Consider the following 25,122-nt stretch of genomic DNA (forward strand, 5'->3'; position numbering starts at 1 on the left):
CACACGCCGATCCCACAGGAGTGAGCTCGATGGCCGAGAACCACGACCCCGAGAAGGGTCCCCACGACGACGACCGCCAGCCCCAGAACCCGTTCGAGATGCTGTTCGGGAACATGGGCCTGGGCGGGGCCGCCTTCGGCCAGCCCGGCGCCGGCGGCCAGCAGCCCGATCTCCAGGCGATGATGCAGCAGTTCCAGCAGGCGTTGTCGCAGATGGGCATGGGGGGCCTCTTCGGCGGCGCACCCGGTGCCGGCGGTGATGCCGGCGGAGCCCGCTGGACCCAGATCCGTGACATCGCCCGGCGCGTGGTCGCCGTCGAGGGCCCCGACCCCTCCCCCACCTCGCGCGACCTCGACGGCGTGCGCGATGCCGTGCGCCTCGCGGACGCCTGGCTCGACGCCGCCACCCAGTTCCCCGCCACCGGCGGCCCGGTGGCGGCCTGGTCGCGCGCCGAGTGGGTCGAGAACACCATGCCCACCTGGCGCCGGCTCATCGACCCGGTCGCTGCCTCGCTGGCCGAGGCGATGGCCAACTCGATGAGCCCCGACGAGGGCGAGGGCGACGACATGCTGGGCGGTCTCGAGGCCCTGCTGCGCCCCTGGTTGCGCTCCAGCGGCGCCACGATCTTCGGCCTCCAGGCGGGCCAGGCCATCGGCGCGCTCGCCGCGAGCGTCGTCAGCCCCACCGAGACGGGGCTGCCGCTCGACGGCGACCGGGGCAACGTCATCGCGCTCGTCCACCACAACGCCGCCGCGTTCGGCGAGGGGCTGTCCCAGACGCCCCAGGACGTCACGCTCTACCTCGCGCTGCGTGAGTGCGCCCGCCAGCGCCTGTTCGCGTCCGTGCCCTGGCTGGGTCCCCAGATGCTCGCCCTCGTCGAGCAGTATGCGCGGGGCATCACGATCGACCTGTCCGGGATCGAGGAGGCCGTCGGCGAGCTCGACCCGGCCAGACTGACCCCCGATCGGCTGCAGGAGCTCTCGGAACAGCTGCAGGGCAATCTCTTCGAGCCCAAGCAGACGCCCGAGCAGCGCGCCGTCCTCGAACGCCTCGAGACCCTCCTGGCCCTCGTGGAGGGCTGGGTCGACGAGGTCGTCACACAGGCGACCGCCCGGTGGATGCCCAGCTCGGGCGCGCTGGCCGAGGCCGTCCGGCGCCGCCACGCCTCCGGCGGCCCGATCGAGGCCACTTTCAAGACCCTCGTCGGTCTCGAGCTGCGCCCCCGGCGCCTGCGGGACGCGGCCAACCTGTGGGCCGCGCTCCGCGACGCGCGCAGCGCCGACGGCCGCGACGCCGTGTGGAACCACCCTGACCTCCTGCCGACCTCGGCCGACCTCGACGACCCCTTGGGCTTCGTGGCGGGCGAGCGTCGAGAGGCCGCGACCACCGACCCTCTCGACACCGTCGACGACGAGGTCGACGACATGGACGCCGAGCTCGAGCGTCTCCTCGACGACGCCGCGCGTGCACGCGACGACTCCGACCGCGGCGACGACGCACCCGGCGACGACCCCGCGGCCGGCGACGGGCCGAAGCGGTGACCCCGCTGACGCAAGCCTGCCGGGCCGAGCTCGAGGCTTGGGAACCCGCAGACGAGCTCCAGGGCGGGCTGCGGCGTACCTTCCTGCGCCATCTCGACGACACCTACGAGGGCTGGTCGCGCGACTGCCCCGGCGCCCACCTGACCGGCAGCGCGATCGTGGTCTCCCCCGACGCCGGACGCGTGCTGCTGGTGATGCACAAGCGGCTGGGCCGCTGGCTCCAGACCGGGGGCCACGTCGAGGCCGACGACGCCGACCTGGGCGCCGCCGCGCTGCGGGAGGCACGCGAGGAGTCAGGCCTCCGCACGCTCGAGCTCGTCCCTGGAATCCTCCAGCTCGACCGCCACGAGGTGCCGTGCGGGACCGTCCGCCCGACCTTCCACCTCGACGTCCGCTACCTGGCCATCGGCGACCCCGTCGAGGAGCCCGTGGTGAGCGACGAGTCCGAGGAGGTCCGCTGGTTCGACGCCGACGCGCTGCCGGAGACCGACGAGTCGGTCACGAGCCTGGTGCAGGAGGCTCGTCTGCGGTTGCGGGGTTGACCGGGTCGCCGTCGTCCACCGGGTCGTCGGGGCGGATCCTCGCGTACGCCTGGCTCCAGCCCTCGAGGAATCCCTGGGCCCGCTCGGAGCGCTCGTAACGGTTGACCAGCGCCCAGAACCGTGGCGAGTGGTCGGCTTCGTACAGGTGGGCCAGCTCGTGGACGAGCACGTAGTCGAGCACCCACGACGGCATCGACTGCAGCCGATGGGACACCCGGATAGTGCCCTCGCGCACCGAGCACGAACCCCACCGCCGGTTCTGGTTGGTCACCCATGCCACGCTGCGCGGCCGCCGGACCTGATCGACGTGCGGGGCGAGGACCGCGTCGTGGAGGGCCGCCGCACGCCGGGTCAGGTCCTCGTCACCCACCGGGCCCCGGGCCCTCGCCTCGCGGGCGCGCACCTTCGCGACCATGCGATCGATCCACTCGCGCTCCTCGGCGGCCGACATGAGCGCCGGAAGGAGAACCACGATCCGGCCGTTCTCGCGGTGGGCGGACACGGTACGGCGACGTCGCTGGCTGCGGCGCACCTCGACCTCGTCGGACAACGTCTCTGGCATGGCTCGACCATAACCCGCGCCTTGATGAGAGTCGCCTCATGCACCCAGAGCGGGTGTCCACAGGGTTAACGCAGAGTGACAGGACATGACCGACGGCGTTCCACACGCCGTCCCCACCCCCGCACAGGTTCTCCACACACTTGTCCACAGGCAGTGGACAGTGCGTCCGGCGGGCCGTTTGACGTGGGGCCGCCTACCCCCTAGGTTCTTTACCACGAGGCCCTCAGATGGTTGACCCGCTCGCAGGGGAAGGCAAGCGGAGTTCGATTTCCTGGGGGCCTCTTCCCTTCGCCAGAACTGGTCTGTGGACAACCGGCACGACCCCGCGTACGCCGCCAGACTCGTCCCCATGCCACGCAAACAACCGAGGCTGGACCCCCGCCTCCCCCTCGTCGAACGCAGCGACGGCCTGCAGGTCGGGCTCTCCCCCGACCACGGCCTCCTCCTCCGCGGCGACGCCGGCACCTGGCGAACGGTGCTCTCCCAGATCGACGGGACCCGCGCACTGCACACGGCCGCGGCGCGCGTCGACATGGACCCCACCGAGATCCACGGACTCGTGGCCCGCCTCGAGGAGCACGAGCTCCTCACGCCGCGGCGACGCCGGCAGCCCCGGGTCCGCCTCATCGGCTCAGGGGCCCTGGCGCGCGACCTCGCCGAGACGCTGGTCCGCACCGCCACCGCCCGCCTCACCGTCGTCGACCCGGATCCCGCCCCACCCAAGGTGTACGCGGCGGCGCACGCCACCGGGGGGGAGAGCCTCGTGGCCCACCTGCGCGCCCAGGGGCTGTCCGCCGAGCACGAGCCCCACTGGTGGTCCACCCCGCACACGTACGACCTCACCGTGGTCGCCGACGACCACCTCGAACCGGATCGCGCGCTCACGGAGGTCCTGCACCGTACGGGGACTCCGTTCCTGCTCGTCCGGCCCCAGCCCCGCGGGCTGGCACTCGGGCCAATCGTGGTGCCCGGACGCAGCGCGTGCGTCGGTTGTCTCGACCTCGTGCGCGCCCGCGACCCGGAGTGGGGCACCGTCTTGACCGAGCTGTGCCGCACCCGGCTGCCGAGCTCGGCGGCCCATCGGGCCTGGGCCTGCGGACAACTGGTCCAGGTCGTCCGCGAGGGCGTCCCGGTCCGCGACACGCTTCCCCCGCTGGCGGGCCGCACCCTCGAGGTGGACCCCGACTGGTCGGTGGAGGTCCGCTCCTGGCCGCGTCACCCCGCGTGTGCCTGCCGGGTCGCCCGCGCAGCCTGACCCCGCCGGTCCGCGTTTGGGCGGGCGGGGAACAATCGGGCCATGACCAGTCACTCCCGCGACGACGATCTGAGCGGATCGGCGCTGCGCCGCGGCTCACGGCTGCTGTCGCTGCCGCTCGGAGCCGCCGGCCGCTCGGCGCGCGGCCTCGGCCGACGCATCGGCGGCCAGCGGGCCGAGGACGTCAGCGCCCAGGTGCGCGCCGAGGCCGCCCAACAGCTCTTCCAGGTGCTCGGCGAGCTCAAGGGCGGCGCGATGAAGTTCGGACAGATCATGAGCCTGTTCGAGGTGATGCTGCCCGAGGACATCGCCGAGCCGTACCGGATCCAGCTCAAGCGGCTCCAGGACTCGGCCCCGCCCATGCCGACCTCACGCGTCCAGGCCGTTCTCGCCCGCGAGCTCGGAAGCGACTGGCAGGCCCTGTTCAGCGACTTCTCCGCCCGCCCCGCCGCCTCGGCGTCCATCGGCCAGGTCCACCGCGCCACCTGGGCAGCGACCGGCGAGCCCGTCGCCGTGAAGGTCCAGTACCCCGGCGCCGACCGCGCGCTCGAGTCCGACCTCAAACAGCTCTCCCGCCTCACCGGGGCCATGACCCCGCTCACCCCCGGCATGGACCTCAAGGCGCTCATCGGCGAGCTCGCCGAACGCATCATGGAGGAGACCGACTACGACCTGGAGGCGGCCTCCCAGGATCAGGCTGCGCGCGGGTTCGAGGGCCATCCCGACTTCGTCGTGCCTCACGTCCTCGCCCACACCCCGAAGGTCATGGTGAGCCAGTGGATCGACGGCGTACCGCTGTCGCGCGTCGAGGAGTGGGCCGACGACGAACGCAACGCCGTCGGCCTGAAGTACGCCACGTTCCTCTTCGCCGGGCCCAAGGAGGTGGGGCTGCTGCACGCCGACCCCCACCCGGGCAACTTCAAGGTGCTGCCCGACGGGCGCCTCGGCATCGTCGACTTCGGGCTCGTCGACCGCCTGCCCGACGGGCTCCCGCCGGCAATGGGCCACCTGATGAGCATCGCCGCCAGCGGTGACGCCGCCACCATGAGCGAGGGGTTGCGCCGGGAGGGCTTCTTGATGCCGAAGGCCGGCCAGGTCGACCCGGCCGAGCTGCTCGACTACCTCAGCCCGTTCATGGAGCCCGCCGAGGCCGACGAGTTCCACTTCAACCGCGCCTGGATGCAGGCGCAGTTCCGCCGCGTCAGCGACGCCAAGGCCAGCGGGAAGCTGCTGCGCCAGATCAACCTGCCGGCGTCGTACGCGCTGATCCACCGCGTGTGGCTCGGCGGCATCGCCGTGCTCTCCCAGCTCGACGTGCGCGCCCGGTTCTCGGCGATCCTCGACGACTATCTGCCGCAATGGCGGCCGCAGTGATCGCCTGTGCCGGATGCGGACGACGCTGCGGGTCCGAGGTCCCTCCCTGGACCTGGACCCGCAGCGTCGACGGTGAGCGGATCAGCTGGTTGTGCGAGGACTGCGTACGCGACCACGCGCGTGACATCGAGGCCAAGCTGCCCGACGACTGGTGGGAGTGACTCCCCCAGCCGCCGGGCGAGGCCGCCTCAGGCGGCGACCTCCTCGGGACGCGGGTGCTTGCGCGGACGCCCACGGGGACGCTTGCGGGCCACGACCTCGCCGTTGATGAAGAGCTGACCGCCCCACACACCGGCGAACTCGCGACGCTCCAGCGCACCGGCGAGGCACTCCTCGCGGATCGGGCACGGGCCGCACAGCGACTTGGCGTGTTCGATCTCGGCGGGCAGGTCGGCGAAGAACGTCTCGGGCTCGACCAGGTGGCACGGCAGCGCCACGGCGGTGCTGATGCGCTCGTCGAGGATGGCGGACATGGGTGTTTCCTTTCCGGTGATTCGGTGCCGGGGCTGGGCGGGAAACACGAAGGCCGTGGTTCCCGATGCTGGGATCCACGGCCTGCGACGAGCGGCGAGGGCTAGCCTCGGCGGCTCCGGGACATGGGTGCCAGCGGGTGGGGACGCTTGGTGGCGTCGACGAGGGACTCGTCATGGCGCGGATTGGCCGTGGCGGTCGCGGCGGCGTAACGGCTGCGCTCTTCACGCGAAGAGGCGACACCGGTCAGGGCAAGGACGCACAGCGCGGCCAGCCACGCGGTCATCAGGATCGTGATCATTTCGTCCCCTCCTCTGGTCGTTCGTCGCCGTCGTGCGGCACCTGCACCGTGCAGGCGTGAACAACCCTAGGCAAGCCCGGGTAGGGCGTGCAACCGATTTATCCGGCGTCCGCGAACCGCCCCGCACACCCCCCACTCGGTGACACCGTGCATTCACGCAGCGTTCACCAACTCGTCACCAATGCCGGGCGGCAGCGCCCTAGCGTGTGGGAACCAGTACGACTGCACCCCCGGAAGGTTGTCCTGCGAAAGATGCCGTCTGCCCGACACCCAGCACCGACCGTGACCAGACGAGCCCTGCTCGGAATCGGAGCCGGCGCCGCGAGTGCTGCTGTGACCGGGTGCGGCCGGCGAGGAGGCCGCCCACGCACCACGACGTATGTGCACGGCACGACCGGTGGCGGCGCCAAGGACACCCTCGACCCACACTTCCCGGTGACCGTCCCCGACATCGCCCGGGTGGTCAACCTCTACGAGCCGCTGCTGCGCTTCTCCCCCGACCACGTGCTGGAACCGTGGTTGGCGGAGTACGCCGAGCACGACGCCGAGGCCGTGCGCTGGACCATCCGCCTGCGCGAGGGCGTCCACTGTGGAACAGGTGTCCGAGGACGAGCCCGGTGGCTTCGGCCCCGATCCCCATGTCCCACAGCGCCGGGTCTCCCACGATGCCGGCCGAGGATCTTCCGGCATGAGCACGACCGCGCCTGCAGGGCACCACCCACGGCGAGTGGCGGACGCGGGCCACGCTCGAGCCACCGGGCCGGCCCGGCACCAACCACTCGCCGGTCGACGAGACGGTGATCGACTCCACCCCTGCACGCACCGGGATGTCGAGCGGCACGCCCCGCAGCGTGGCCGCGACCAAGCATGGGGTGCCAAGGCCGTCGTCGAGGTGCCAGTGGGCCTCCAGACGGGGTCCCACACGTCCGATACGCCGGCCCCGGCCCCGGGGGCGTCCAGCGTCAGGCCCGGGGCGCCAGGCCGGAAGAGGTGGACGCGGTCGTCGGTGACGGCCACAACGTTGCCGCGGCGCCGGTCTGCGTGGAGGTGCCGCACGTCCTGCGACACGAGGTTGGCCGCGTCCAGCGGGACCCAGCAGTCACCGGTGCCGACCATCGGGTTGTCCGGCGTGCGGGCGACGGCCATCTCCTCGTCGCCGAGACCTAGCATCACGAGCTGGCGGGTCCCCTGGGGCACCGCGCCGCGCCCGACGACGCGTGCGCCCGACTCGGAGAGCGCGATGCGCGTCCACGTCCGCGCGCAGTGGACGACGAACTCGGCGGCACCGGCGGAGGCCGCACCGGCCACCTCGGCCTGGAAGGCACCGAGCGGACGGGCCCAGTGCTGCCCGGCGGCGAGCCGTCCGGCGGCGAGCCCGGTGCCCGGTTCGCACCACAGGGCGGTGCTCCCATCGCTGTCGAGGACGAACAGTCGGCTCACGACGTGATCCTTCCGCTGCGTACGAGGGTGTCGTAGGTCTGGAGGTTGGGGCCGATCCAGGTCTTCGTGGACGGGCACGGGCGGGCCCCTCCTGGATCCTGATGAGCGGGCCGTGCGCCCCCTGGCACGACGGCCGGAACCGGCAGCTCTGGCACCCGCTGTCGACGGCCTCGTCGTTCTCGGTCCACAACCGCAGCCGTTCGAGGTCGATGTGGGGGTCGCCGTCGGAGGTCAGCCGGCCGACCATGTTCTCTGGACGGGTCAGGGCGACGGTGCACTTCGACACGATCCCGTTGGGACGAACCACCAGCGACCACGGGTTGGCGGCGTAGCAGACCGACCCGCCGGGACGCAGCTGGCGGTCGTCGCCGAAGCCCAGCCCCTCGTCGGCGACGCGCCCGTAGAGCCGGAGCTTGGCGTCTTCGCCCTCGCGGCCGGTGCACACCTCCATGTCGTCGTCACCTGCGCCGCCCCAGCGTCCGACGGGCCGCATGATGACCTTGAACCGGGGGTCGTGAGCGGCCATCTCACCGAGCTCCTGGAGGAGTTCGGGCACGCTCCCCACGTTCTTCGGGGTGAAGTTCGTCCGCAGCAGCACCTGGGCGTCCAGGTCGCTGTCTGCGAGGTGGCGCAGATGGCCCTTGATCACGTCGAAGGTGCCCGCCCCGCCCATGAGGGTGCGTGAGAAGTCGTGGGTGTGGCGCGGACCATCCAGAGTGATCTGGTAGTGGCGCACGCCGAGCTCCACGCAGCGGCGGGCGGTTGCCGGGTCGAGCAGGTAGCCGTTGGTCGTCATGCCGGCCGCGTACTCGATGTCGTTCTCGGCGCAGAAGTCGAGGAAGAACTCGCTCAGCTGCTCAATGACGTCGGGGCCGGCCAGCGGCTCGCCCCCGAACCAGGACACCAACAGCAAGTCAACGGGTTCTCCGCGTGGCGCCGACGCAGGAGATTGCGTACGCCCTCTCGCACCCCCGCCGGCATCAGCCCCACTCCGAAGTCCTCGTAGCAGTAGTGGCAGCGGAAGTTGCAGGCCTCGGTCGGCATCAGGATGAGCTCGAGGCGGTCGGTGCGCTGCAGCCTCGCGTCGCGGCGTCGTCGGGCCAGTCCGTCCTCGTCCAGGTCCTCGGGCACGAGGAACCTGCGCTCCAGAAGCCCACCCGCCATCTTCTGGGCCGCTCCTTCGAGGGCCTGCAGGTCGATGCGGTTGGTCGACGGCACAAGCAGGTCCCGGGCCGTGTCGACGTGGGGTTCAGGCACGTATGTCACCGCGCCGCGGTCGGAGTTGTAGACGACCAGCCCCCGCCCCCGTCGTCGTGCGCGATGGCGTAGGTGAACTGCGAGGGCTTCAGCCGCGCTGGTGCTGTCACGGTCGGTTCCTCCTTGTCGTGGACGAGCGGGTCGTGTCGTGCCCGGTCGTGCGGACTCTCCCCTGTCGTGGAATGGCCAGGGCCGGGAAATGGCCGGGGCCGGGAAACGGCCAGGGCCGGGGAACGACAGGGGCCGGCTCCATGGTTCCCACGCTAGGCAGGAAGACCACCGCAGGGTGGCTCCTGAACCAGAGCACCGCACACCGTGCAATCCGATGCCACGTTCTGCCCGTTGATGCAATCGATGGTGGCGTCGGAGGGCGGCTCCCGGCCGGGTTGCGGTCAGCCCTTGCGCACCGCCTGCACGACCACGAAGGCCAGGATAGCCACGATGACGATGCCGAAGATGCCGAAATCGAATCTCCAAGGACCCACACCGATCTCCACGTCCTGTGGCGTGAGTCCCAAGGACACGGACGCATGGGTGAGAATGTCGGGGACGTTCATACCTGCTCCTCGGTTGGTTGGCTCGCTCTGTCTCCAGCCTGCCTCCCCGGCGCGGCCGCCACATCGGCCGGACCGGCGAAATCCGGGTGTACGCCTCCCCCGGACGATGTAGGCCTCGCCCACACGAGGGACCGACTCAGCAACGGGAACCTGAGCATGTTCCAATGTTGTGCATGCATCCCAGATCTCACCCCGCTGAGATGCGGACCCGTGATCGGCTCGGTGATGACCGTGCGTTCCTCGTCACCGCGGCCTACGCCGTGGCGATGCTCCTGCTCGGGCTGGCGCCCGACCTGCGCCTGCAATGGTCCGCGGCACCGGTGACGTCTTGGACGGCGACGGCCCTCGCCGCGGTCCCGCTGACGGCCGCCCACCTCGCGCGACACCTCCGGCCAGGACGGACCCTGACCCTCATGCTCGTCGTCGCCGTGACCGAGGCGGCCGTGACACGCAGCACCTCTGCAGGGACCTTGCTCTTCTGCGCCGACGCCCTCTATCTGTTCATCACCTGCAGCCGTGCCCCCCAGACCTCGCGCCAGGTCGGGATCGCCTCCGTCGCCTCCCTCAGCGCCATCATGCTGGGGCTGGTGGTCTCCCCCAGCATGGGGGCCCCGTTCGACCAGCTCTTGTCGCTCGGGATGATCGTCACCGTGACCCTGTGGTGGGCCAGCACCGTTCAGGCCCCCCGTCGCGAGGCCGAGAACGAGCGCCTGCGGGCCATGGCCATCCAAAACGTCGCCGAGAGTCGAGAGGCCGCGACCGTCCTGCGGGAGCGGATACAGTTCAGCCGCGAGCTCCACGACGCGGTGTCCGGCCACCTGGCCGCGATCTCGATCCACGCCCATCTCGCCCTGGACGGCGATCCCGACCAGACGACCAGCAGCCTGCGCCGCATCCAGCACAGCGCCGAGGCGGCTCTGAAGGACACCCACAGCCTCATCGACATGCTGCGCAACGTGGAAGGCTCCCCGCAGCGACACGACCTCAGCGAGTACCCCGCCTTCATCCAGTTCATCCGCGACCAGGGCACCGACATCGAGGTCGACGCCGACCCCGTACCGGACGAGATCGATCCCCTGGCCTCGGCGGCCGCGTACCGCGTCATCCACGAGGGCGTCTCCAACGCCATCAAGCACGCGCCCGACCAGCCCCTACGGGTCGAGATCCGTTGCGGCGACCTCCTGGAGATCCACATCACCAACCCGCTCAGCGGCACGCGTTCGTCGCTGTCGGGCGGTTTCGGCCTCCTCGGGCTGGACGAGCGCGTACGCCTGGCGGGCGGTCGGCTGGTGTCCGAGGCGCGTGATGGGCAGTGGGTGCTGGAGGCACGGATCCCGCAGGACGAGACGGTGGAGTTGCGATGAAGGACATCAGGATCGTGGTCTGCGACGACCACGAGGTGATCAGGATCGGGCTGCGCGAGGCGCTGGGCCGCAAGGGGTTCACCGTGGTCGGTGAGGCCGCCACGGGTGCCGACGCCGTGGAGGTCGTACGGCTCCTGCGCCCGGACCTCGCGCTACTCGACCTGCAGATGCCCGAGCAGGACGGGATCGCGGCCTGCGCCAGCATCACCTCGGAGTGGGGGACCCCCGTGGTGATCCTCAGCGCATTCAAGGACGCCGACCTGGAGGCCGCTGCGCGGAGTGCGGGCGCCTCAGCGTTCCTGCTCAAGTCGATGCCACTGCCGGCGCTCGTGAACGTCCTCCAGTACGCCGTCGGCACCCCTTCCGCCCCTGACCAGGGCCACACCCCTGCTGCGCGCAGGGCCGACGAGGAGCAACCCGCTGCGCGGACCGAGTCGTTGACCTCACGTGAGAAGGAGATCCTGGGTCATCTCGGCGAGGGCCTGTCCAACGAGGAGATCGCCGCGCGGCTTCATATCTCAGCGGCCACGGTGAAAACCCACGTGTCGAACATCCTGCGCAAGCTTGGGCTGACCACGCGTACGCAGGCGGCGCTGCACGCGCGAGGTCGCTGACCGTCAGCCCACGCGTTCGGGGATCCTCGACGCGTGCTCCGGAGCCCGTGGCGTTGTCGCGGGGGTGTCCTCGCGGCGCCGGAGTGTACCCGGCCACCAGAACCGGTCCCCGAGCGACGTGGCGACGGCCAGCCCGAACAGGGCCCCGACGACCCCGCAGGCCAGGGCGATCCCAGCGGCGACGGAGAAGCCGAGCTGCACGGTGGCGGGGATCGCGGCGAGCATCAGCGAGCCAAACGTGCCCGCCAGGATGACGCCGGCAGCGACGACCGCCGGCGTGGCGTGGCGTGCGGCGTCGACGGTCGCCTCCTTCACGCCCATCCCCTCGGCACGGCCCTCCCGGATCCGCGGCAGGGTCAGCAGCGCGTAGTCGGTGCCGATGGCCAGGACGAACACGTACAGCACGATCGGCACGTTGAACGCCACTCCGGCATCGCCGAGCGCCTTCTGGAACACCAGCGCCGTCGTACCCAGCGTGCCCAGGACGACGAGGAACAGCGACACGAGCAGCGTCACCGCGGCCAGCGGGCTGCGCAGCACCACTGTCAGCGCCACGAACATCACCAGCGCCGCCGCCCCGGCCACCACGACCAGGTCTCGGTGGTTGGCGTCCCGGAGGTCCCTGGCCACCGCCGTGTCACCGGCGACCTGGTGCTCCGGTCCCGGCAGTGCGGCCAGGGCCTCGTCGAGAGGTGGTCCGCCTCCGTGGTAGTGGTGAACACCACCAGGTCGTCCAGGTCCTCCGCGTGCGGCACGGCCACGCACTGGACGTCGTGCCCGCGGGCCCGCAGGTGCTCCTCGACCGTCGCGGTCCAGACCGTGGCGTCCGGGCGTCGGCAGCGCTCGGCCCTGCCGGCCAACCTGAGCTGACCATCCCTGCCCAGGCGCCCCAGGTCGCCGGTGGGGTGCAGTCCCGGCCCACCGTGCCAGTGCATCGAGCCGTCGGGGTCGACGTACGCGTACTCGATGGCGCCACCACCCGCGCGCCCAACCATCAGATGCCCGAGCTCACCGGGCGGCACCGCGCGCCCCCCGGCGTCCACGACCTCCACGACCACGTCGTCGAGCAGGCGCCCGCAACCCTCGGCATGGCTCGGCGTGGCGTAGCTGATGTTGCCCAGCTCGGTGCTGCCGTAGCAGTCGAGCAGCGGTCCCCCCAACTCGGCACCGACTGCAGCGGCGGTCTCCGGGGCGATCGCCGCGGCCCCGGAGTAGCGCAGTCGCAGCGCTCGCAACGCCTCACGCCACTGCTCGTTCCGCCGGGCCAGGCTGACCACTCGTGCCCACACCGCGGGCGTGGCGTCCATCACGGTCGCACCGTGACGCGCCAGCAGGTCGAGGTCCCGGTCGAGCCGGGTCAGCCGCGGCAGCACCAGGGAGCACCCGGCGGACCAGGCGGCGAGGAGCAGCGTCACACCGTACTGGTGGCTCAGCGGGACGATCCCGCACAGGACGTCGTCAGGGCGGTAGCCGACGGCACGCGCGGTGGCCGCCATGTTGTCGAGCAGCTCTCCGCCCGGCTTGGCCACGACGTGGTGACGTCCGGTGGAGCCCCCGGCCACCATGATCAGGCCGTCGCGCCGGGCGCGCCAGGCGCTCGGATCGACCCGACCTGCGCCGGACGGCCCCGTCACGAGACGGTCGAGGTCGACCACGTTGCAGCCCGGCACCTCCGCCTGGTCGGAGGGCGCGTCACTGACGACGAGCTGTACCCGCCCACTGGCCAGGAGTCCCTCCACCTCGTCCCTGCCCAGACGCGGGTTGATCAGGACGACCGACACGTCGAGGTGGATCAGGGCGAGCAGGACCACGACGCCGGGGACGCCGTTGGTCGCGCGGAGCGCCACACGAGTTCCCGGCGTCACGCCGAGGCGCTGCAGGCGGCCGGCAACGCCTCGCGCACGCGACTCGGCCTGTGCGAACGCCACGACCTCGTTCGGATCCCTCAGGCTGCCCATGGCTGCCATGGTCGCCATCGCTCCTTCGCCCCGGCCCGCGCCTGGACAGTGACATGGTTTCGTGCAATCGCACTTCGTTTGCACGATCACCGGCGATACCTGGACGTCCCCTCGGGACGACGACGCCCTCGCTACAGTCAGCCGGCGTGACTGCCACGAAGGTCGGAATGCTGGTGGGGCTGGCGCTCGTCGACTCCACGAGCGTGGGCACCCTCGTCATCCCGCTGTGGATGCTGCTGGGGCGCCAGGTGAGCCGGATCAGCATGATCGTCTACCTCGCCGTCATCTCCGCCTTTTACTACCTGCTCGGAGTGGCGCTCCTGCAGGGCGCGGGGCTCTTCGCCCGCATGAGCGAGCAGGTCATGCAGACCCAGGTGGCGTCCGCCGTGCAGTTCGTCCTCGGGCTCGCCATGATCGCGGCCAGTTATTGGTTCGACCCGCCGGCGGTGCGCCGCCGTCAGGAACGCACCGGCCGCCAGCCCTCCGAACCCCGGTGGATGACCGCCGTCCGCAGCGGGTCGATCGGCCCGCGGGCCGCCGCCGTGCTCGCCCTCGTCGCCGGGGGCATGGAAGCGGCCAGCATGCTGCCCTACCTCGGCGCCGTCGCCCTGATTGTCGGCTCCGGCATGAGCCTGCCCGCCCAGCTCGGCACCCTCGCGGGCTACGTCCTCGTCATGGTCGTCCCGGCCCTCGTGCTGTTCGCCGTCCGGATCGCCGTGGGGGCACGCGGAGACCGGTTCCTCGGCCGTCTCCGGGACTGGCTCGGACGCCACACCGAAGGACTCGGCACCACAGTGTTGTTCGTGATCGGCCTGCTTCTGGCGCTGAGCGGTGCCTCAGAGTTCTTTTGAGCCGTCTTCAGTTCCAGGAGGACTCGACGGCTCCTCCCCGGCCACGATCGAGAGCACCTCGGCGCCGTGCCGCTCCAGCTTCGTGCGGCCGATGCCGGGGATGCGCAGCAGGGCCTGGTCGTCACCCGGCTCGGCCTCGGCGATCGCGATCAGCGTGGCGTCGGTGAAGATCACGTACGCCGGCATCTTCGCCGCCGCCGCGGTCTCGCGGCGCCAGTCCTTGAGGCGTTCGAGCAGGGCCTCGTCGTAGGTGGACTCGCAGCCCGCGTGACGGCCGAGCTTGCGGTCGGCCGCCGTCTCGAGGTGGTTGCCGCAGACCCGGCACGTGGCGGTCATGCGCGTGCCGCGCGCACCCGGCGTACGCGACCGGCCGCGCGCCGGCTCGCGGCGCTCGGAGGCCGGGCGCACCCCGTCGAGAAACCGCGACGGGTTGCGGTTGCCGCCCGACCCGCTGCGCGAGCGCGCCCAGGAGACGCGCAGGTGTTCGCGGGCGCGCGTCACCGCGACGTAGAGCAGGCGCCGCTCCTCGGCGATCTCGGCCGGCGTCTGGGCCAGCACGAACGGCAGGGTGCCCTCCTGACAGCCGACGACGGCGACCGCGTCCCACTCCAGGCCCTTGGCCGAGTGGATGGTGGCGAGCGTGACGCCCTGCGCCACCGGCGCGTGCTGGGCCTCGGCGCGGCGCTCGAGCTCGCCGAGCACCGCCTCGACCGTCGTGTAGGGGTCGTCGGCGACGAGGTCGTCGGCCACCGACACCAGGGCGGCGAGCGACTCCCACCGCTCGCGGACCTGGCCGCCGCCCGAGGGGGCCTCGCGCGCCCAGCCGATGCCTTCCAGGATCGCGCGCACCTGCTCCCCCACCGGCTGGGAGTCGCCGACGCGGGCCTGCGTACGCAGCACGCCGAGCGCCTGACGCACCTCCGGTCGCTCGTAGAAGCGCTCCGCGCCACGGACCAGGTAGGGGATCTGGCGCTGGGACAGCGCCTGCTCGTAGGCGGGCGACTGGGCGTTGATGCGGAACAGCACCGCGATCTCGCGCGGGTCGGTGCCCGCCGCGACGAGGCCCGCGATCCAGTTGGCCACGCCGGCCGCCTCGGACGCCTCGTCGTCGTGCTCGACGAAGACCGGCTCGGGGCCGTTCGGTTGCTGGGCCTCGAGGGTGACCGCAGTGATCGCGGCGCCGGAGGCGGCCTCCTGGCTGGCGCGGCGCATGATGCCGTTGGCGACCCTCACCACCTGAGGTGTGGACCGGTAGTCGCGGACCAGACGGATGACCGTCGCGTCGCGGTGGCGCCGGGCGAAGCCCGTGAGGTAGTCGGCCCGCGCACCGGCGAAGCTGTGGATCGTCTGGGCGGGGTCGCCGACGACGCACACGTCGGTGCGGTCGCCGAGCCACTGGCCCAGCAGGGCCTCCTGGAGCGGGGAGACGTCCTGGTATTCATCGACGACGAAGTGGCGGTAGGTGCGGCGTACCTCGTCGGCGACCTCGGGCCGGTCGGACAGCAGCGCCGTCGTGGCCAGCAGGATGTCCTCGAAGTCGATGCGCTCGCGGGTGCGCTTGGCCTCCTCGTAGGCCCGGAACACCCGCGCCACGACCTCGGGCTCGATCGAGGCGAGCTCGCGGCCGAAGCTGCGGGCGATCACCGGGTAGTCCTCCGCGGTGACGTTGGAGACCTTCGCCCAGGAGATCTCACCCACGAGGTCGCGCAGGCGCGCGGTGTCGACGGGGACGCGCAGCCGCGAGGCCGACTCGGCGACCAGACCCATGCGGTTGTCGAGGACCTGCGGCAGGTCGCCGCCGTACGCCCTCGGCCAGAAGTACTGTGCCTGGCGCAGCGCCGCCGAGTGGAACGTGCGAGCCTGAACGCCGCGTACGCCGAGCTGCTGCAGGCGGCCGCGCATCTCGCCGGCCGCGCGCGTGGTGAAGGTGACTGCCAGCACCGTGGTGGGGTTGTAGGCGCCGGTCCGCACACCGTACGCGATGCGGTGGGTGATCGCCCGCGTCTTTCCGGTCCCGGCGCCCGCGATGACCGCGACCGGCCCCTGGAGCGCCGTCGCGACGGACCGCTGCTCGGGGTCGAGCGCGGCGAGGAGGGCCTCCGGGTCGCGCGAGCGCGCCGGGTCGAGTGGCGAATCGGTCACGTTTCCACCCTAGGGGAATAGTCCGACAGCCCTTGGTGGTTGCGCTGCCATGAGCCAGACGAAGCCCGCCGTGTACCTGACCACCTGGTGCCCCTACTGCACCGCGCTGGTGGCCGATCTCGACCGCGCCGGGATCGACTACGAGCCCGTCGACGTGGACACCGACGCCGAGGCCGCCGAGTTCGTGAAGTCGGTCAACGGCGGCAACCGAGTGGTGCCCACCGTCCGGTTCGCCGACGGCTCGACGCTGACCAACCCGGACGTGTCCGAGGTCGCTGCGCTCCTCGGTTGAGCTGTTCGGGCGGGGACGCCGACGACGCCCGCGCAGATCTGTCGGAGGGACTCTTTAGGCTGGCGCCATCATGAGTCTCCAGGTCCACCACGCCGCGCGCGCCGACGTCCTCGCCGCCGCGCTCGCGGAGTCGTTGACGACGCCGCTGCTCGACCCGTTCGCGACCGAGGTCGTCAGCGTGCCCACGCCCGGCGTCGAGCGCTGGCTGTCCCAGACGCTGTCCCACTGCCTCGGTGCAGGGCCGTCCGGCGACGGCGTCTGCGCCGGCGTCGCGTTCCCGCGTCTCGACCCGCTGCTGCGTCGGCTGGTCGACGAAGCCTGCGAGATCGATCCCGCCGACGACCCGTGGCACCCCGACCGCGGGACGTGGTCGCTGCTCGCGCTGATCGGCGAGTGCGCCGACAAGTCGTGGATGGCCCCCGTCGCCGACCAGCTCACCGGCAGCCACCGCTTCCTCACCGCCCGGCGCATCTTCGGTCTGTTCGGCTCCTACGCGGCCCAGCGCCCCGAGATGCTCGAACGCTGGCGCGCTGGCGACGTCGTCGACCAGGCGGGTGTCGCGCTCGAGCCCTACCGGGCGTGGCAGGCCCACCTCTGGGCCGGCCTGGTCGAGGGCCTGGGGGTGCCCGACCCCGTCGCGCGGGTCGCCCAGGCCCGACGGCGTCTCCTCGAGGACCCGACGGTCATCGACCTGCCCCAGCGGTTGGCCGTCTTCGGGCCGACCCGGCTTGCCCACGCCCAGATCGGCGTGCTCGAGGCACTGGCGGCCCACCGGGACGTCTCCGTGTGGCTGCCCCACCCCTCCCCCGCGCTGTGGCGCGCGACAGAGGCGGTTGAGCCCCGCCGCGGGCCACGTCGGCTCGACCCCACCGCGACGCTGCCCCGTCACCCGCTCAACGCACGCCTGGCCCGCGACGCGCGCGAGCTCCAGTCGATGCTCGCCTGGGCCCCCGCGGTCCTCCACGAGGCGCCCGAGACACCGGCCGTCACGCTTCTCCACCGGCTCCACGCGGCCGTCCTCGCCGACGACGAGCCCGAGCCGGCGCCGCTCGATCCCGCCGACGGGTCGATCCGCTTCCACGCCTCCCATGGTCCCGACCGTCAGGTCGAGGTGCTCCGTGAGGTCGTGCTCGGGCTGCTTGCCGACGACCCCTCCCTCGAGCCCCGCGACATCATCGTCATGTGCCCCGACATCGAACGTTTCGCGCCCCTGATCGCCGCGGCCTTCGCCCTCGAGGGCACCGAGACCGACTCCCCCCACCCCGGCCAGCGCCTGCGCGTACGCCTGGCCGACCGCTCCCTGCGCCAGCTCAACCCGCTGCTCAACACGCTGTCAAACCTGATCGAGCTCGGCGCGTCGCGCGCTAGCTCCGCCCAGCTGCGCGACCTTTGCGCCGACCCGCCGGTCGCCCAGCGCTTCGGCTTCGACGAGGCCGACCTCAAGCGCATCAACGAGCTCCTCGACGAGGCCGGCGTGCGCTGGGGCATCGACACCGACCACCGCGCCCGCTTCCACATGGGCGACTTCGACCAGAACACCTGGGCGGCCGGGCTCCAGCGCATGCTCCTCGGTGTGGCGATGGACGAGCGGGGTCTCCACGCCCGCAACGGCCATCTTCCCCTCGAGGCCGTGGAATCGTCTGACGTCGACCTCGTCGGCCGCCTCGCTGAAGTCGTGTCCCGGGTCCGTGAGGTCCTGGCCGGGTTCCAGGGCAGCCACACCCTGACCAGGTGGGTCGCGGCCTGCCGTCGGGCCCTCGATCTCCTCACGGCGGTCCGGCCCGCCGATGCGTGGCAACAGGCCCATGCCTACGGCGAGCTCGCCGACATCGCCGGGTCCGCGAGCCCCGAGGACGACCTCGAGCTGACGGTGGCCGATCTGCGCGGCATCCTCGCCGACGCCTTCGCCGGCCGACCGTCGCGGGCGAACTTCCGCACCGGTGCGCTCACGATGTGCACGCTGCAGCCCATGCGGTCGGTCCCCCACCGGGTCGTCGTCGTGCTCGGCCCCGACGACGGCGTGTTCCCGCGGCGCAACCACATCGACGGTGACGACCTCCTCGCGCTAGACCCGTGGGTGGGCGACCGCGACCCGCGCAGCGAGGACCGCCAGGTCCTCCTCGACGCCCTCATGTCGGCGCGCGACCGCTTCGTCGTCGTGTACGCGGGCGCCTCCCCCAACACCGGCGCCCGCCGTCCACCGAGCGTCCCTGTGCAGGAGCTCCGCGACGCGATCTCCGCGCTGTGCACCGAGTCGCCGTGGCCGCTGATCGAGCGCCACCACCCATTGCAGCCGTTCTCGTCGGCCAACTTCGCGACCGTCCCGCCCGTCAGCTTCGACCGGGCCTCGCTGGCGGCGGCCCGGGCAAGACTCGGCGACCACCACGCGCCGCCCGAGGTGTTCCCCCACGAAGACCTACCGGCCCTGCCCGAGTTCTCCCACACCGACGACACCAGCGCGATCCAGGTCGAGCTGGCCGACCTCGTCCGCTTCTTCAACCACCCGGCCCGACACCTCCTGCGTCGCCGTGGCGGGATCGCGTTCACCGCGGCCGACGATGCGGCGGTCCGGGCCAGCGCGTGGTCCAACGACCGCGACGAGGCGCCCGCCGACGAGCTGCCGATCACGCTCGACGGTCTGGGTCAGTGGGCGATCGGCGACCGCATGCTCGAGCTCCACCTCCGGGGCCTGCCGCTCGAACGCATACGCGCCGCCGAACAGCTGCGCGGCGACCTGCCTCCGGCTGCGCTGGGCGACGACGTGCTCGCCCGGCTCGAGCCGAAGGTCGCGGCCATCGCCGATGCCGCCCGGCCCTGGCTCGCCGAGCCCGCGGCGAGCACGTGGGTGCGTGCCGACGTGGCGCGCTACCGGGTGACGGGCATGGTCTCGGGCATCCGCGGCAGTTCCGTCGTCGACGTCGTGTTCAGCAACCCGGCCGGCACCCATCGCATGCGGGCGTGGCTCAACCTGCTGGCGCTCGTGTGCAGCCAGCCCGAGGTGCCGTGGACGTCCGTGCTGGTCGGCAACCGGGTGACGCGCACGTTCGGGCCGGTGGCTGCCTCCGACGCCCGCGCCCACCTCAACCAGCTCATCGGGCTCTACGTCGTCGGCACGCGCCGGCTGTGCCCGCTCCCCCCTCGCACGGCGGCGGTCGTGGCCGACAAGAGGCTCGGCGGGGCCAAGGCATGGGAGAACCCCAAGGAGGTCTGGGAGCGCGAGCGCGACGCCGCGTGGAGCCAGTACGTGGGGCCGTGGCTCACCGACCTCGAACGGATCCCCTCGCCGCGCGGCGGCAGCGCGTTCGACCAGCTCGCCGCGCTGGTGTGGCGTCCCTTGAAGCTCCACGAGGTGAGGAAAGAACGATGACGACCCCCCGTCCAGCGAGCACGATCGACGCCTTCGACGTCTGCGGAGACCTCCCGCGCGGCGGCACGTGGGTGCTCGAGGCGTCGGCCGGCACCGGCAAGACCTACACCATCGCCGCCCTCGCCGCCCGCTACGTCGCCGAGGGGCAGCCGCTGCCCAGCCTGATGATGGTGACGTTTTCCCGTGCGGCGACCCGTGAGTTGCGCGACCGCATCCGCGAGCGACTCACCTCCTCCGAGGATGCACTGCGCACCGTGCTGGCCGGCGGCGACCCCGGCGACGACGCGGTGACGCGCCTGCTGTGCACGGGTCCCGACGACGAGCTGCGCACTCGGCTGGCGAACGTCAGCGCCGCGCTGGCCGACTTCGACAGCGCCACGATCGCGACGACCCACGAGTTCTGCGGACGCATGGTCGACGGCCTGGGCGTGCTCGCGGACGCCGACCCCATGGCCGTCGAGACCGGTTCCCTCGACGACCTCGTGCGCGAGTTCGCCGCCGACCTGTGGCTGCGCAAGTACGCCCCCCACGACGCCCGCGGACCCGTCCTGCTGTGGGAGTCCGCCCTGGCCATCGCCCAGGCGGTCGGCGACAACAGCCTCCCCGTCGAACCAACCGACGACCCGCTGCGTGCCTCGTTCTGCGCGGCGGTGCGACGCGAGGTCGCCGCCCGCAAGCGTGCCCTACGGTTGAAGACTCAGGACGACCTGCTCGGTGACCTCGACCTCCTGCTGCGGGGAGTCCGCCCGTCCGACCGGGGGAACACCAACCGCCCCACGGCCGATCCCGAACTCGCCGAGGCCGTCCGCCGGCGCCTGTCCGAGCGGTTCCCCATCGTGCTGATCGACGAGTTCCAGGACACCGACCCCGTCCAGTGGTCCATCGTCCGCCGCGCTTTCTCCGACACGTCGACGCTGGTGCTGATCGGCGACCCGAAGCAGGCGATCTACGGCTTCCGCGGCGCCGACGTCCACTGCTACCTCGACGCCGTCACCACCGACGAGGCACGTCAGCTCACGCTGCCGGTCAACTGGCGTACCGACGAGCCGCTCGTGCAGGCTCTGCACGCGGTGTGGGGCGACGCCGAGCTGGGCCACGAGCGCATCCGCGTACGCGAGGTCACCGCCCACCACCGAGGGTCGCGTCTCGACCAGCCGGTCCCGGAGCTTGCCGCACCGCTGCGACTCAGGTTCGTGCCGCCCCAGGGCAGCGGCCAACAGATGGCGACGCTGCGGCGACTGGTCGCCGACGACCTCGTCGCCGACATCGCCGCCGTCCTCGACTCGGGGGCCACCCTGCACCTCGACCCGCACGGCGCCCCTCGCCCCGTCAGCCCCCGCGACATCGCCGTGCTCGTCCACCGGCGGGCGCGTGCTCAGGAGATCCGCGACGCGCTCGCCGCACGCGGGATCCCGGCGGTCCACACCGGCGCCAACAGCGTGTTCGCCGGCGAGGAGGCCCGCCACTGGCAGGCGCTCCTGCGCGCGTTCGACACCGGCCGCTCCGCCGATCAGCGGGCGGCCGCCCTCACCCCCTTCATCGGGTGGACGTTCCCGCGGCTGGCGTCCGCCACCGACGACGATCTCAACGAGCTGTCCACGACCTTGCGGGTTTGGGCGCGAACACTGACCGACCATGGCGTGGCCGCACTCATGGAGTCGATGGACTCCGACGGGCTCGCCGCCCGGCTCTTGTCCGAGCACGGCGGCGACCGGCGCTACACCGACCTCAGACACATCGGCCAGGCGCTTCACGGCGCCCGCACGCGCGACCGTCTCGGTGTGGCCGCGCTCATCGACTGGCTCGAGGAACGCCGCCACGAGGACGCGTCCTCCGACGACGACCGCACGCGACGGCTCGAGACCGACGAGGACGCCGTCCGCGTCATGACGGTCCACGTGAGCAAGGGGCTGGAGTTCCCGCTGGTCTACGCGCCGGACTTCTGGGACCTCTACGAGCGCGAGACCCCCGACTCGGGGCCCATCGTCCATCGCCGCGACGGCCGACGCGTGGTGTGGGTCTCCGACGACCACCACAGTCGCGAGGAGGCCCACGACGCGAGCCTGGCCGAGAGCCGCGGCGAGGAGCTCCGCAAGCTCTACGTGGGGTTCACCCGGGCCCAGTGCCAGCTCGTGTGCTGGTGGGCCGCCAACTCCCGCAACACGCCGCCCAGCCCGTTGCAGCGACTGCTCCAGCGCACCGGATCGGCGCCCCGGGGCCGCTATGCGTTCAACGCGCCTCCCGACCAGGTCGCGCGGCTGCGTGCAGACGGCATCAGCGTCACCCCCATCGGCCATCTCGACCCGGGTCACCGCGAGACGTCGAGGACCACCGACGAGCTCCGCGTACGCGAGTTCTCCCGCGACGTCGACGACGACTGGCGGCGAACGTCTTACTCGGGGCTCACGGCCGCCGCCCACGAGCTTCCCCACGCCCACGAGGAGCTCCTTGACGACGAGCTCGCCGGACCATCCGACGAGCCCGAAGGACCGGCCGCCGACACCCCTCCCCCGTCTTCCGCGCCCTCGCCGGGCGTCAACGGGCTCGACCGGCAGTCCCCGATGGCCGGGCTGCCGCGGGGCGCTGCGTTCGGCACCCTGGTCCACGCCGTCTACGAGACGTTCGACCCGGCCGCACCAGATCTCGCCGCCGAGCTGGCCGCCGTCTGCGCGGGATGGCTTGACCGGTTGCCGTCGGCCGGGCTCGACGCCGCCACGCTGGGGCACGCCCTGCTGCCGTCGGTGCTCACCCCGCTGGGCGCGGTCGCCGACGGCCTGCGACTGTGCGACATCCCTGCGGGCGACCGCCTGCCCGAGCTCGACTTCGAATACCCGCTGGCCGGTGGCGACCGACCCGACGCCCGGCTGCGCACGACCCTGGCCGACGTCGCCGACCTGCTCGACCGCCACCTCGACGCCGCCGACCCCTTGGCCGCGTACGCCGATCACCTGCGTGACCCCGTCCTCGCCCCGCAGGTCCTGCGCGGATATCTCATCGGCTCCATCGACGCGGTGCTGCGCATCCCGTCGGGCGCCGGACACCGCTACCTCGTCGTCGACTACAAGACCAACTGGCTCGGCCCGACCGACGACGAGACGCCGCTGCTCCTGGCCCACTACACGATGCCCCACATGACGCGGGCCATGATCGACGCCCACTACCCGCTCCAGGCCTTGCTGTACTGCGTCGCGCTGCACCGCTACCTTCGCTGGCGCCAGCCGGGCTACGACCCGGCGACCCATCTCGGCGGCGTGGCCTACCTGTTCGTACGCGGTATGGCCGGCCCCGAGACCCCCGTCGTCGACGGCACGCCCTGCGGGGTGTTCACGTGGCACCCGCCGGTCGACCTCGTGGTCACACTGTCCGACCTCATCTCCGCCCACGAGGAGCAGCCGTGAGCCAGCCCGCCGTCCACGACGCCCCCGGATCGCTGACCCCGTTCGTCGAGGCGGAGGTGCTGGCGGCCGCCGAGATCCACCTGGCCGGGCTCGTCACTGCCCTGTGGGAGGTCGACGACACCGTGCGCCTGGCGACCGCCCTGGCCGTGCGCGCGCTGCGCGGTGGGTCGGTGTGCGTCGACATCACCTCACCCGACCGGGTCGCCACCGACCTCACCGAAGACCAGGTGGCCGACCTCCCCTGGCCCAGCGGCGACGACCTGCGCACGGCGCTGACGGCCTCGCCCGCGGTGGCGCTGGGCCCGATCGGCGACGACGACCGTCCGCTGCGCCTGGTCGGAGACCTGCTGTACCTCCAGCGCTACTGGGCCGAGGAGGAGTCCGTCCGCGACGAGCTCGACCGTCGCCAGACGCAGGTTCCCGTCCTCGACGACATGGCCGGGGCGCGCGCCGTCCTCGACCGCCTGTTCGACGGCGGCGACCTACCCGCTGACGAGCCCGACCTCCAGCGCCTGGCCGCTGCGATGACGCTGGCCAGCTCGGTCACGGTGCTCGCCGGGGGCCCGGGCACCGGCAAAACCACCACCGTCGCCAAGATTCTCGCCCTCCTGACCGAGACCAGCGAGACCCCACCGGTCACCGCGTTGGCCGCTCCGACGGGCAAGGCCGCCGCCCGCCTCGAGGAGGCCGTCCGTGGTGCCCTGGCCGAGCTCGACGCCGAACACCTCGTCGACGGGGTGTCCGGCACGACGATCCACCGCCTCTTGGGCGGCTATCGCCGGTTCGACCACGATCGCTGGAACCCCCTGCCCCATGACGTGGTCGTCGTCGACGAGATGTCGATGGTGTCGCTGTCGCTGATGGCCAAGCTCCTCGAGGCCGTACGCCCGGGCGCCCGCCTCCTGCTCGTGGGTGACCCCGACCAGCTCACCTCGGTGGAGGCCGGTGCGGTGATGGCCGACATGACGCGCGCACAGGTCGACGCCAATCCCGCCCTGCAGGCGCGCGTCATGGACCTGTCCACCGGCGACCGGCCCAAGCCACCCGAGCCCAGGCCCGGCGTGGTCACCCTCACCCACACGTGGCGTTTCGGCGAGGGCATCGACGCCATGGCGCGGGCCATCCGCGAGGGCGACGCCGACGCCCTGGTCGAGGTCCTGCGCTCCGGTGACGAGCGTCTGTCGTGGCTCGAGGTCGACGCCGCGCAGGCGCCGCCCTCGGCGTTCGACCCGCTGCGCGACCGGGTGGTGGCCGCAGGCGCCGAGCTCCACGCCCTCGCCGTCGATCCCTCCCCCCAGGCCACGCTGGGGGCCCTGGACGCGCTCGACGCCCACCGGCTGCTGTGCGCCCACCGTCACGGCCCCCACGGTGTCGCCACCTGGGAGCGCCGCGTCGAGGACTGGCTGCGCGAGGCCGTGCCCGGCTATGGCGTCGAGGGTGAGTGGTATCCGGGGCGTCCGCTCATGGCGACCGCCAACGACCGCGATGCCAACCTCTACAACGGTGACACCGGCGTGCTGGTCCGCACCGAGAAGGGACTGCGTGGCGCCTTCGCACGCGGATCCTCCCCGGCGCTGTACTCGACGATCCAGCTCGACTCGGTGGTGTCGGTCCACGCGATGACGGTGCACAAGTCACAGGGCTCCCAGTTCTCGGAGCTGACGTTCGTCGTGCCACCCGAGACGTCGCCCCTGCTGACGCGCGAGCTGGTCTACACGGCGGTGACCCGTGCCCGCGAGCACGTCCACGTGATCGGCACCGAGGCCGCGCTGCGGCGGGCTGTCGAGCGCCCGGCCAACCGGGCCTCGGGCCTCGCCCGGCCTCGCTGAGCGGGCG

21 protein-coding genes are annotated in these 25,122 nt (G+C 72.1%); 12 read left to right on the forward strand and 9 right to left on the reverse strand.

Translation table 11 applies throughout. From position 1 onward, the window contains the following. Nucleotides 1-113: 113 nt before the first annotated feature. On the forward strand, nt 114-1,541 hold the full coding sequence (locus ACYVGD_RS00125) for a zinc-dependent metalloprotease (protein ID WP_460741116.1): 1,428 nt from the start codon (nt 114-116) through the stop codon (nt 1,539-1,541). Continuing rightward, complete coding sequence (locus ACYVGD_RS00130; RefSeq protein WP_460740932.1) at nt 1,538-2,083, forward strand: NUDIX hydrolase; 546 nt, start codon at nt 1,538-1,540, stop codon at nt 2,081-2,083. The genes ACYVGD_RS00125 and ACYVGD_RS00130 overlap by 4 nt, the downstream gene beginning before the upstream one ends. Here ACYVGD_RS00130 and ACYVGD_RS00135 read toward each other — a convergent pair. Next, a complete protein-coding gene (locus tag ACYVGD_RS00135) occupies nt 2,040-2,645 on the reverse strand; it encodes a YgjP-like metallopeptidase domain-containing protein (RefSeq protein ID WP_460740933.1) in 606 nt (201 codons plus the stop codon). The genes ACYVGD_RS00130 and ACYVGD_RS00135 overlap by 44 nt on opposite strands. 349 nt (nt 2,646-2,994) lie before the next feature. Here ACYVGD_RS00135 and ACYVGD_RS00140 point away from each other — a divergent pair, with 349 nt between their 5' ends. The 3 genes from ACYVGD_RS00140 to ACYVGD_RS00150 are packed head-to-tail and all read left to right on the forward strand — an operon-like array spanning nt 2,995 to nt 5,435. Beyond that, nucleotides 2,995-3,900: a hypothetical protein gene (locus ACYVGD_RS00140; protein WP_460740934.1), complete on the forward strand. Its 906-nt coding sequence runs from the start codon at nt 2,995-2,997 to the stop codon at nt 3,898-3,900. A gap of 42 nt (nt 3,901-3,942) precedes the next feature. Next, nucleotides 3,943-5,274: an ABC1 kinase family protein gene (locus ACYVGD_RS00145; RefSeq protein ID WP_460740935.1), complete on the forward strand. Its 1,332-nt coding sequence runs from the start codon at nt 3,943-3,945 to the stop codon at nt 5,272-5,274. Continuing rightward, nucleotides 5,259-5,435, forward strand: a complete 177-nt coding sequence (locus ACYVGD_RS00150; RefSeq protein WP_460740936.1) for a hypothetical protein — start codon at nt 5,259-5,261, stop codon at nt 5,433-5,435. Before ACYVGD_RS00145 ends, ACYVGD_RS00150 begins: the two co-directional genes overlap by 16 nt. Nucleotides 5,436-5,462: 27 nt before the next feature. Here ACYVGD_RS00150 and ACYVGD_RS00155 read toward each other — a convergent pair whose 3' ends face one another. From ACYVGD_RS00155 to ACYVGD_RS00175, 5 genes are all read right to left on the reverse strand, one after another. After that, entirely contained in the window at nt 5,463-5,747 is a 285-nt protein-coding gene (locus tag ACYVGD_RS00155; protein WP_460740937.1) for a WhiB family transcriptional regulator, read from the reverse strand. Nucleotides 5,748-5,848: 101 nt separating this feature from the next. Continuing rightward, nucleotides 5,849-6,046 carry a hypothetical protein gene (locus ACYVGD_RS00160; RefSeq protein ID WP_460740938.1) on the reverse strand — a complete coding sequence of 66 codons (198 nt, stop codon included), beginning with the start codon at nt 6,044-6,046 and terminating at the stop codon, nt 5,849-5,851. Nucleotides 6,047-7,145: 1,099 nt separating this feature from the next. Further along, nucleotides 7,146-8,390: a radical SAM protein gene (locus ACYVGD_RS00165; RefSeq protein ID WP_460740939.1), complete on the reverse strand. Its 1,245-nt coding sequence runs from the start codon at nt 8,388-8,390 to the stop codon at nt 7,146-7,148. After that, nucleotides 8,336-8,743: a hypothetical protein gene (locus tag ACYVGD_RS00170; protein WP_460740940.1), complete on the reverse strand. Its 408-nt coding sequence runs from the start codon at nt 8,741-8,743 to the stop codon at nt 8,336-8,338. Before ACYVGD_RS00170 ends, ACYVGD_RS00165 begins: the two co-directional genes overlap by 55 nt. A gap of 392 nt (nt 8,744-9,135) precedes the next feature. Continuing rightward, complete coding sequence (locus ACYVGD_RS00175) at nt 9,136-9,300, reverse strand: hypothetical protein (protein ID WP_460740941.1); 165 nt, start codon at nt 9,298-9,300, stop codon at nt 9,136-9,138. Between the two features lie 173 nt (nt 9,301-9,473). Between ACYVGD_RS00175 and ACYVGD_RS00180 the strand changes: the two genes are divergently transcribed. Together ACYVGD_RS00180 and ACYVGD_RS00185 are read left to right on the forward strand one after the other, a co-directional pair. Further along, the gene (locus tag ACYVGD_RS00180; RefSeq protein WP_460740942.1) at nt 9,474-10,664 is read left to right on the forward strand and encodes a sensor histidine kinase; all 1,191 of its coding nucleotides are present in this window, start codon (nt 9,474-9,476) and stop codon (nt 10,662-10,664) included. Then, nucleotides 10,661-11,278 (forward strand): response regulator, encoded by a 618-nt coding sequence (locus ACYVGD_RS00185; RefSeq protein WP_460740943.1) that lies wholly within the window; start codon nt 10,661-10,663, stop codon nt 11,276-11,278. Before ACYVGD_RS00180 ends, ACYVGD_RS00185 begins: the two co-directional genes overlap by 4 nt. Before the next feature lie 3 nt (nt 11,279-11,281). Here the strand turns inward: ACYVGD_RS00185 and ACYVGD_RS00190 are convergent, their stop codons facing one another. Then, nucleotides 11,282-11,908 (reverse strand): MMPL family transporter, encoded by a 627-nt coding sequence (locus ACYVGD_RS00190; protein ID WP_460740944.1) that lies wholly within the window; start codon nt 11,906-11,908, stop codon nt 11,282-11,284. Then, nucleotides 11,839-13,254, reverse strand: a complete 1,416-nt coding sequence (locus ACYVGD_RS00195) for a class I adenylate-forming enzyme family protein (protein ID WP_460740945.1) — start codon at nt 13,252-13,254, stop codon at nt 11,839-11,841. The genes ACYVGD_RS00190 and ACYVGD_RS00195 overlap by 70 nt, the downstream gene beginning before the upstream one ends. 128 nt (nt 13,255-13,382) lie before the next feature. Between ACYVGD_RS00195 and ACYVGD_RS00200 the strand changes: the two genes are divergently transcribed. Further along, entirely contained in the window at nt 13,383-14,087 is a 705-nt protein-coding gene (locus ACYVGD_RS00200) for a GAP family protein (RefSeq protein WP_460740946.1), read from the forward strand. Here ACYVGD_RS00200 and ACYVGD_RS00205 read toward each other — a convergent pair. Beyond that, a complete protein-coding gene (locus ACYVGD_RS00205; protein ID WP_460740947.1) occupies nt 14,073-16,229 on the reverse strand; it encodes an ATP-dependent DNA helicase UvrD2 in 2,157 nt (718 codons plus the stop codon). The genes ACYVGD_RS00200 and ACYVGD_RS00205 overlap by 15 nt on opposite strands. A 49-nt stretch (nt 16,230-16,278) precedes the next feature. Here ACYVGD_RS00205 and ACYVGD_RS00210 point away from each other — a divergent pair, with 49 nt between their 5' ends. The 4 genes from ACYVGD_RS00210 to recD all read left to right on the forward strand — a co-directional run bounded on the left by ACYVGD_RS00210 (nt 16,279) and on the right by recD (nt 25,115). After that, on the forward strand, nt 16,279-16,521 hold the full coding sequence (locus ACYVGD_RS00210; RefSeq protein WP_460740948.1) for a mycoredoxin: 243 nt from the start codon (nt 16,279-16,281) through the stop codon (nt 16,519-16,521). Between the two features lie 70 nt (nt 16,522-16,591). Then, nucleotides 16,592-19,888, forward strand: coding sequence for an exodeoxyribonuclease V subunit gamma (gene recC, locus ACYVGD_RS00215; protein ID WP_460740949.1), 3,297 nt, complete (start codon nt 16,592-16,594; stop codon nt 19,886-19,888). After that, nucleotides 19,885-23,286: a UvrD-helicase domain-containing protein gene (locus tag ACYVGD_RS00220; RefSeq protein WP_460740950.1), complete on the forward strand. Its 3,402-nt coding sequence runs from the start codon at nt 19,885-19,887 to the stop codon at nt 23,284-23,286. The genes recC and ACYVGD_RS00220 overlap by 4 nt, the downstream gene beginning before the upstream one ends. Beyond that, a complete protein-coding gene (gene recD, locus ACYVGD_RS00225) occupies nt 23,283-25,115 on the forward strand; it encodes an exodeoxyribonuclease V subunit alpha (RefSeq protein ID WP_460740951.1) in 1,833 nt (610 codons plus the stop codon). The genes ACYVGD_RS00220 and recD overlap by 4 nt, the downstream gene beginning before the upstream one ends. Nucleotides 25,116-25,122: the final 7 nt, after the last annotated feature.

The organism is Mariniluteicoccus endophyticus, assembly GCF_054780035.1.

Excerpts from the sequence above, each read along its gene's own strand:
- ACYVGD_RS00195 (WP_460740945.1), bottom strand. The coding sequence starts at position 13,254 with ATGGCGACCATGGCAGCCATGGGCAGCCTGAGGGATCCGAACGAGGTC.
- recC (WP_460740949.1), top strand. The coding sequence starts at position 16,592 with ATGAGTCTCCAGGTCCACCACGCCGCGCGCGCCGACGTCCTCGCCGCC.
- ACYVGD_RS00150 (WP_460740936.1), top strand. The coding sequence starts at position 5,259 with ATGGCGGCCGCAGTGATCGCCTGTGCCGGATGCGGACGACGCTGCGGG.
- ACYVGD_RS00175 (WP_460740941.1), bottom strand. The coding sequence starts at position 9,300 with ATGAACGTCCCCGACATTCTCACCCATGCGTCCGTGTCCTTGGGACTC.
- ACYVGD_RS00180 (WP_460740942.1), top strand. The coding sequence starts at position 9,474 with ATGCATCCCAGATCTCACCCCGCTGAGATGCGGACCCGTGATCGGCTC.
- ACYVGD_RS00210 (WP_460740948.1), top strand. The coding sequence starts at position 16,279 with ATGAGCCAGACGAAGCCCGCCGTGTACCTGACCACCTGGTGCCCCTAC.
- ACYVGD_RS00155 (WP_460740937.1), bottom strand. The coding sequence starts at position 5,747 with ATGTCCGCCATCCTCGACGAGCGCATCAGCACCGCCGTGGCGCTGCCG.
- ACYVGD_RS00135 (WP_460740933.1), bottom strand. The coding sequence starts at position 2,645 with ATGCCAGAGACGTTGTCCGACGAGGTCGAGGTGCGCCGCAGCCAGCGA.
- ACYVGD_RS00160 (WP_460740938.1), bottom strand. The coding sequence starts at position 6,046 with ATGATCACGATCCTGATGACCGCGTGGCTGGCCGCGCTGTGCGTCCTT.
- ACYVGD_RS00145 (WP_460740935.1), top strand. The coding sequence starts at position 3,943 with ATGACCAGTCACTCCCGCGACGACGATCTGAGCGGATCGGCGCTGCGC.
- ACYVGD_RS00140 (WP_460740934.1), top strand. The coding sequence starts at position 2,995 with ATGCCACGCAAACAACCGAGGCTGGACCCCCGCCTCCCCCTCGTCGAA.
- ACYVGD_RS00185 (WP_460740943.1), top strand. The coding sequence starts at position 10,661 with ATGAAGGACATCAGGATCGTGGTCTGCGACGACCACGAGGTGATCAGG.
- ACYVGD_RS00220 (WP_460740950.1), top strand. The coding sequence starts at position 19,885 with ATGACGACCCCCCGTCCAGCGAGCACGATCGACGCCTTCGACGTCTGC.
- ACYVGD_RS00125 (WP_460741116.1), top strand. The coding sequence starts at position 114 with ATGGGCCTGGGCGGGGCCGCCTTCGGCCAGCCCGGCGCCGGCGGCCAG.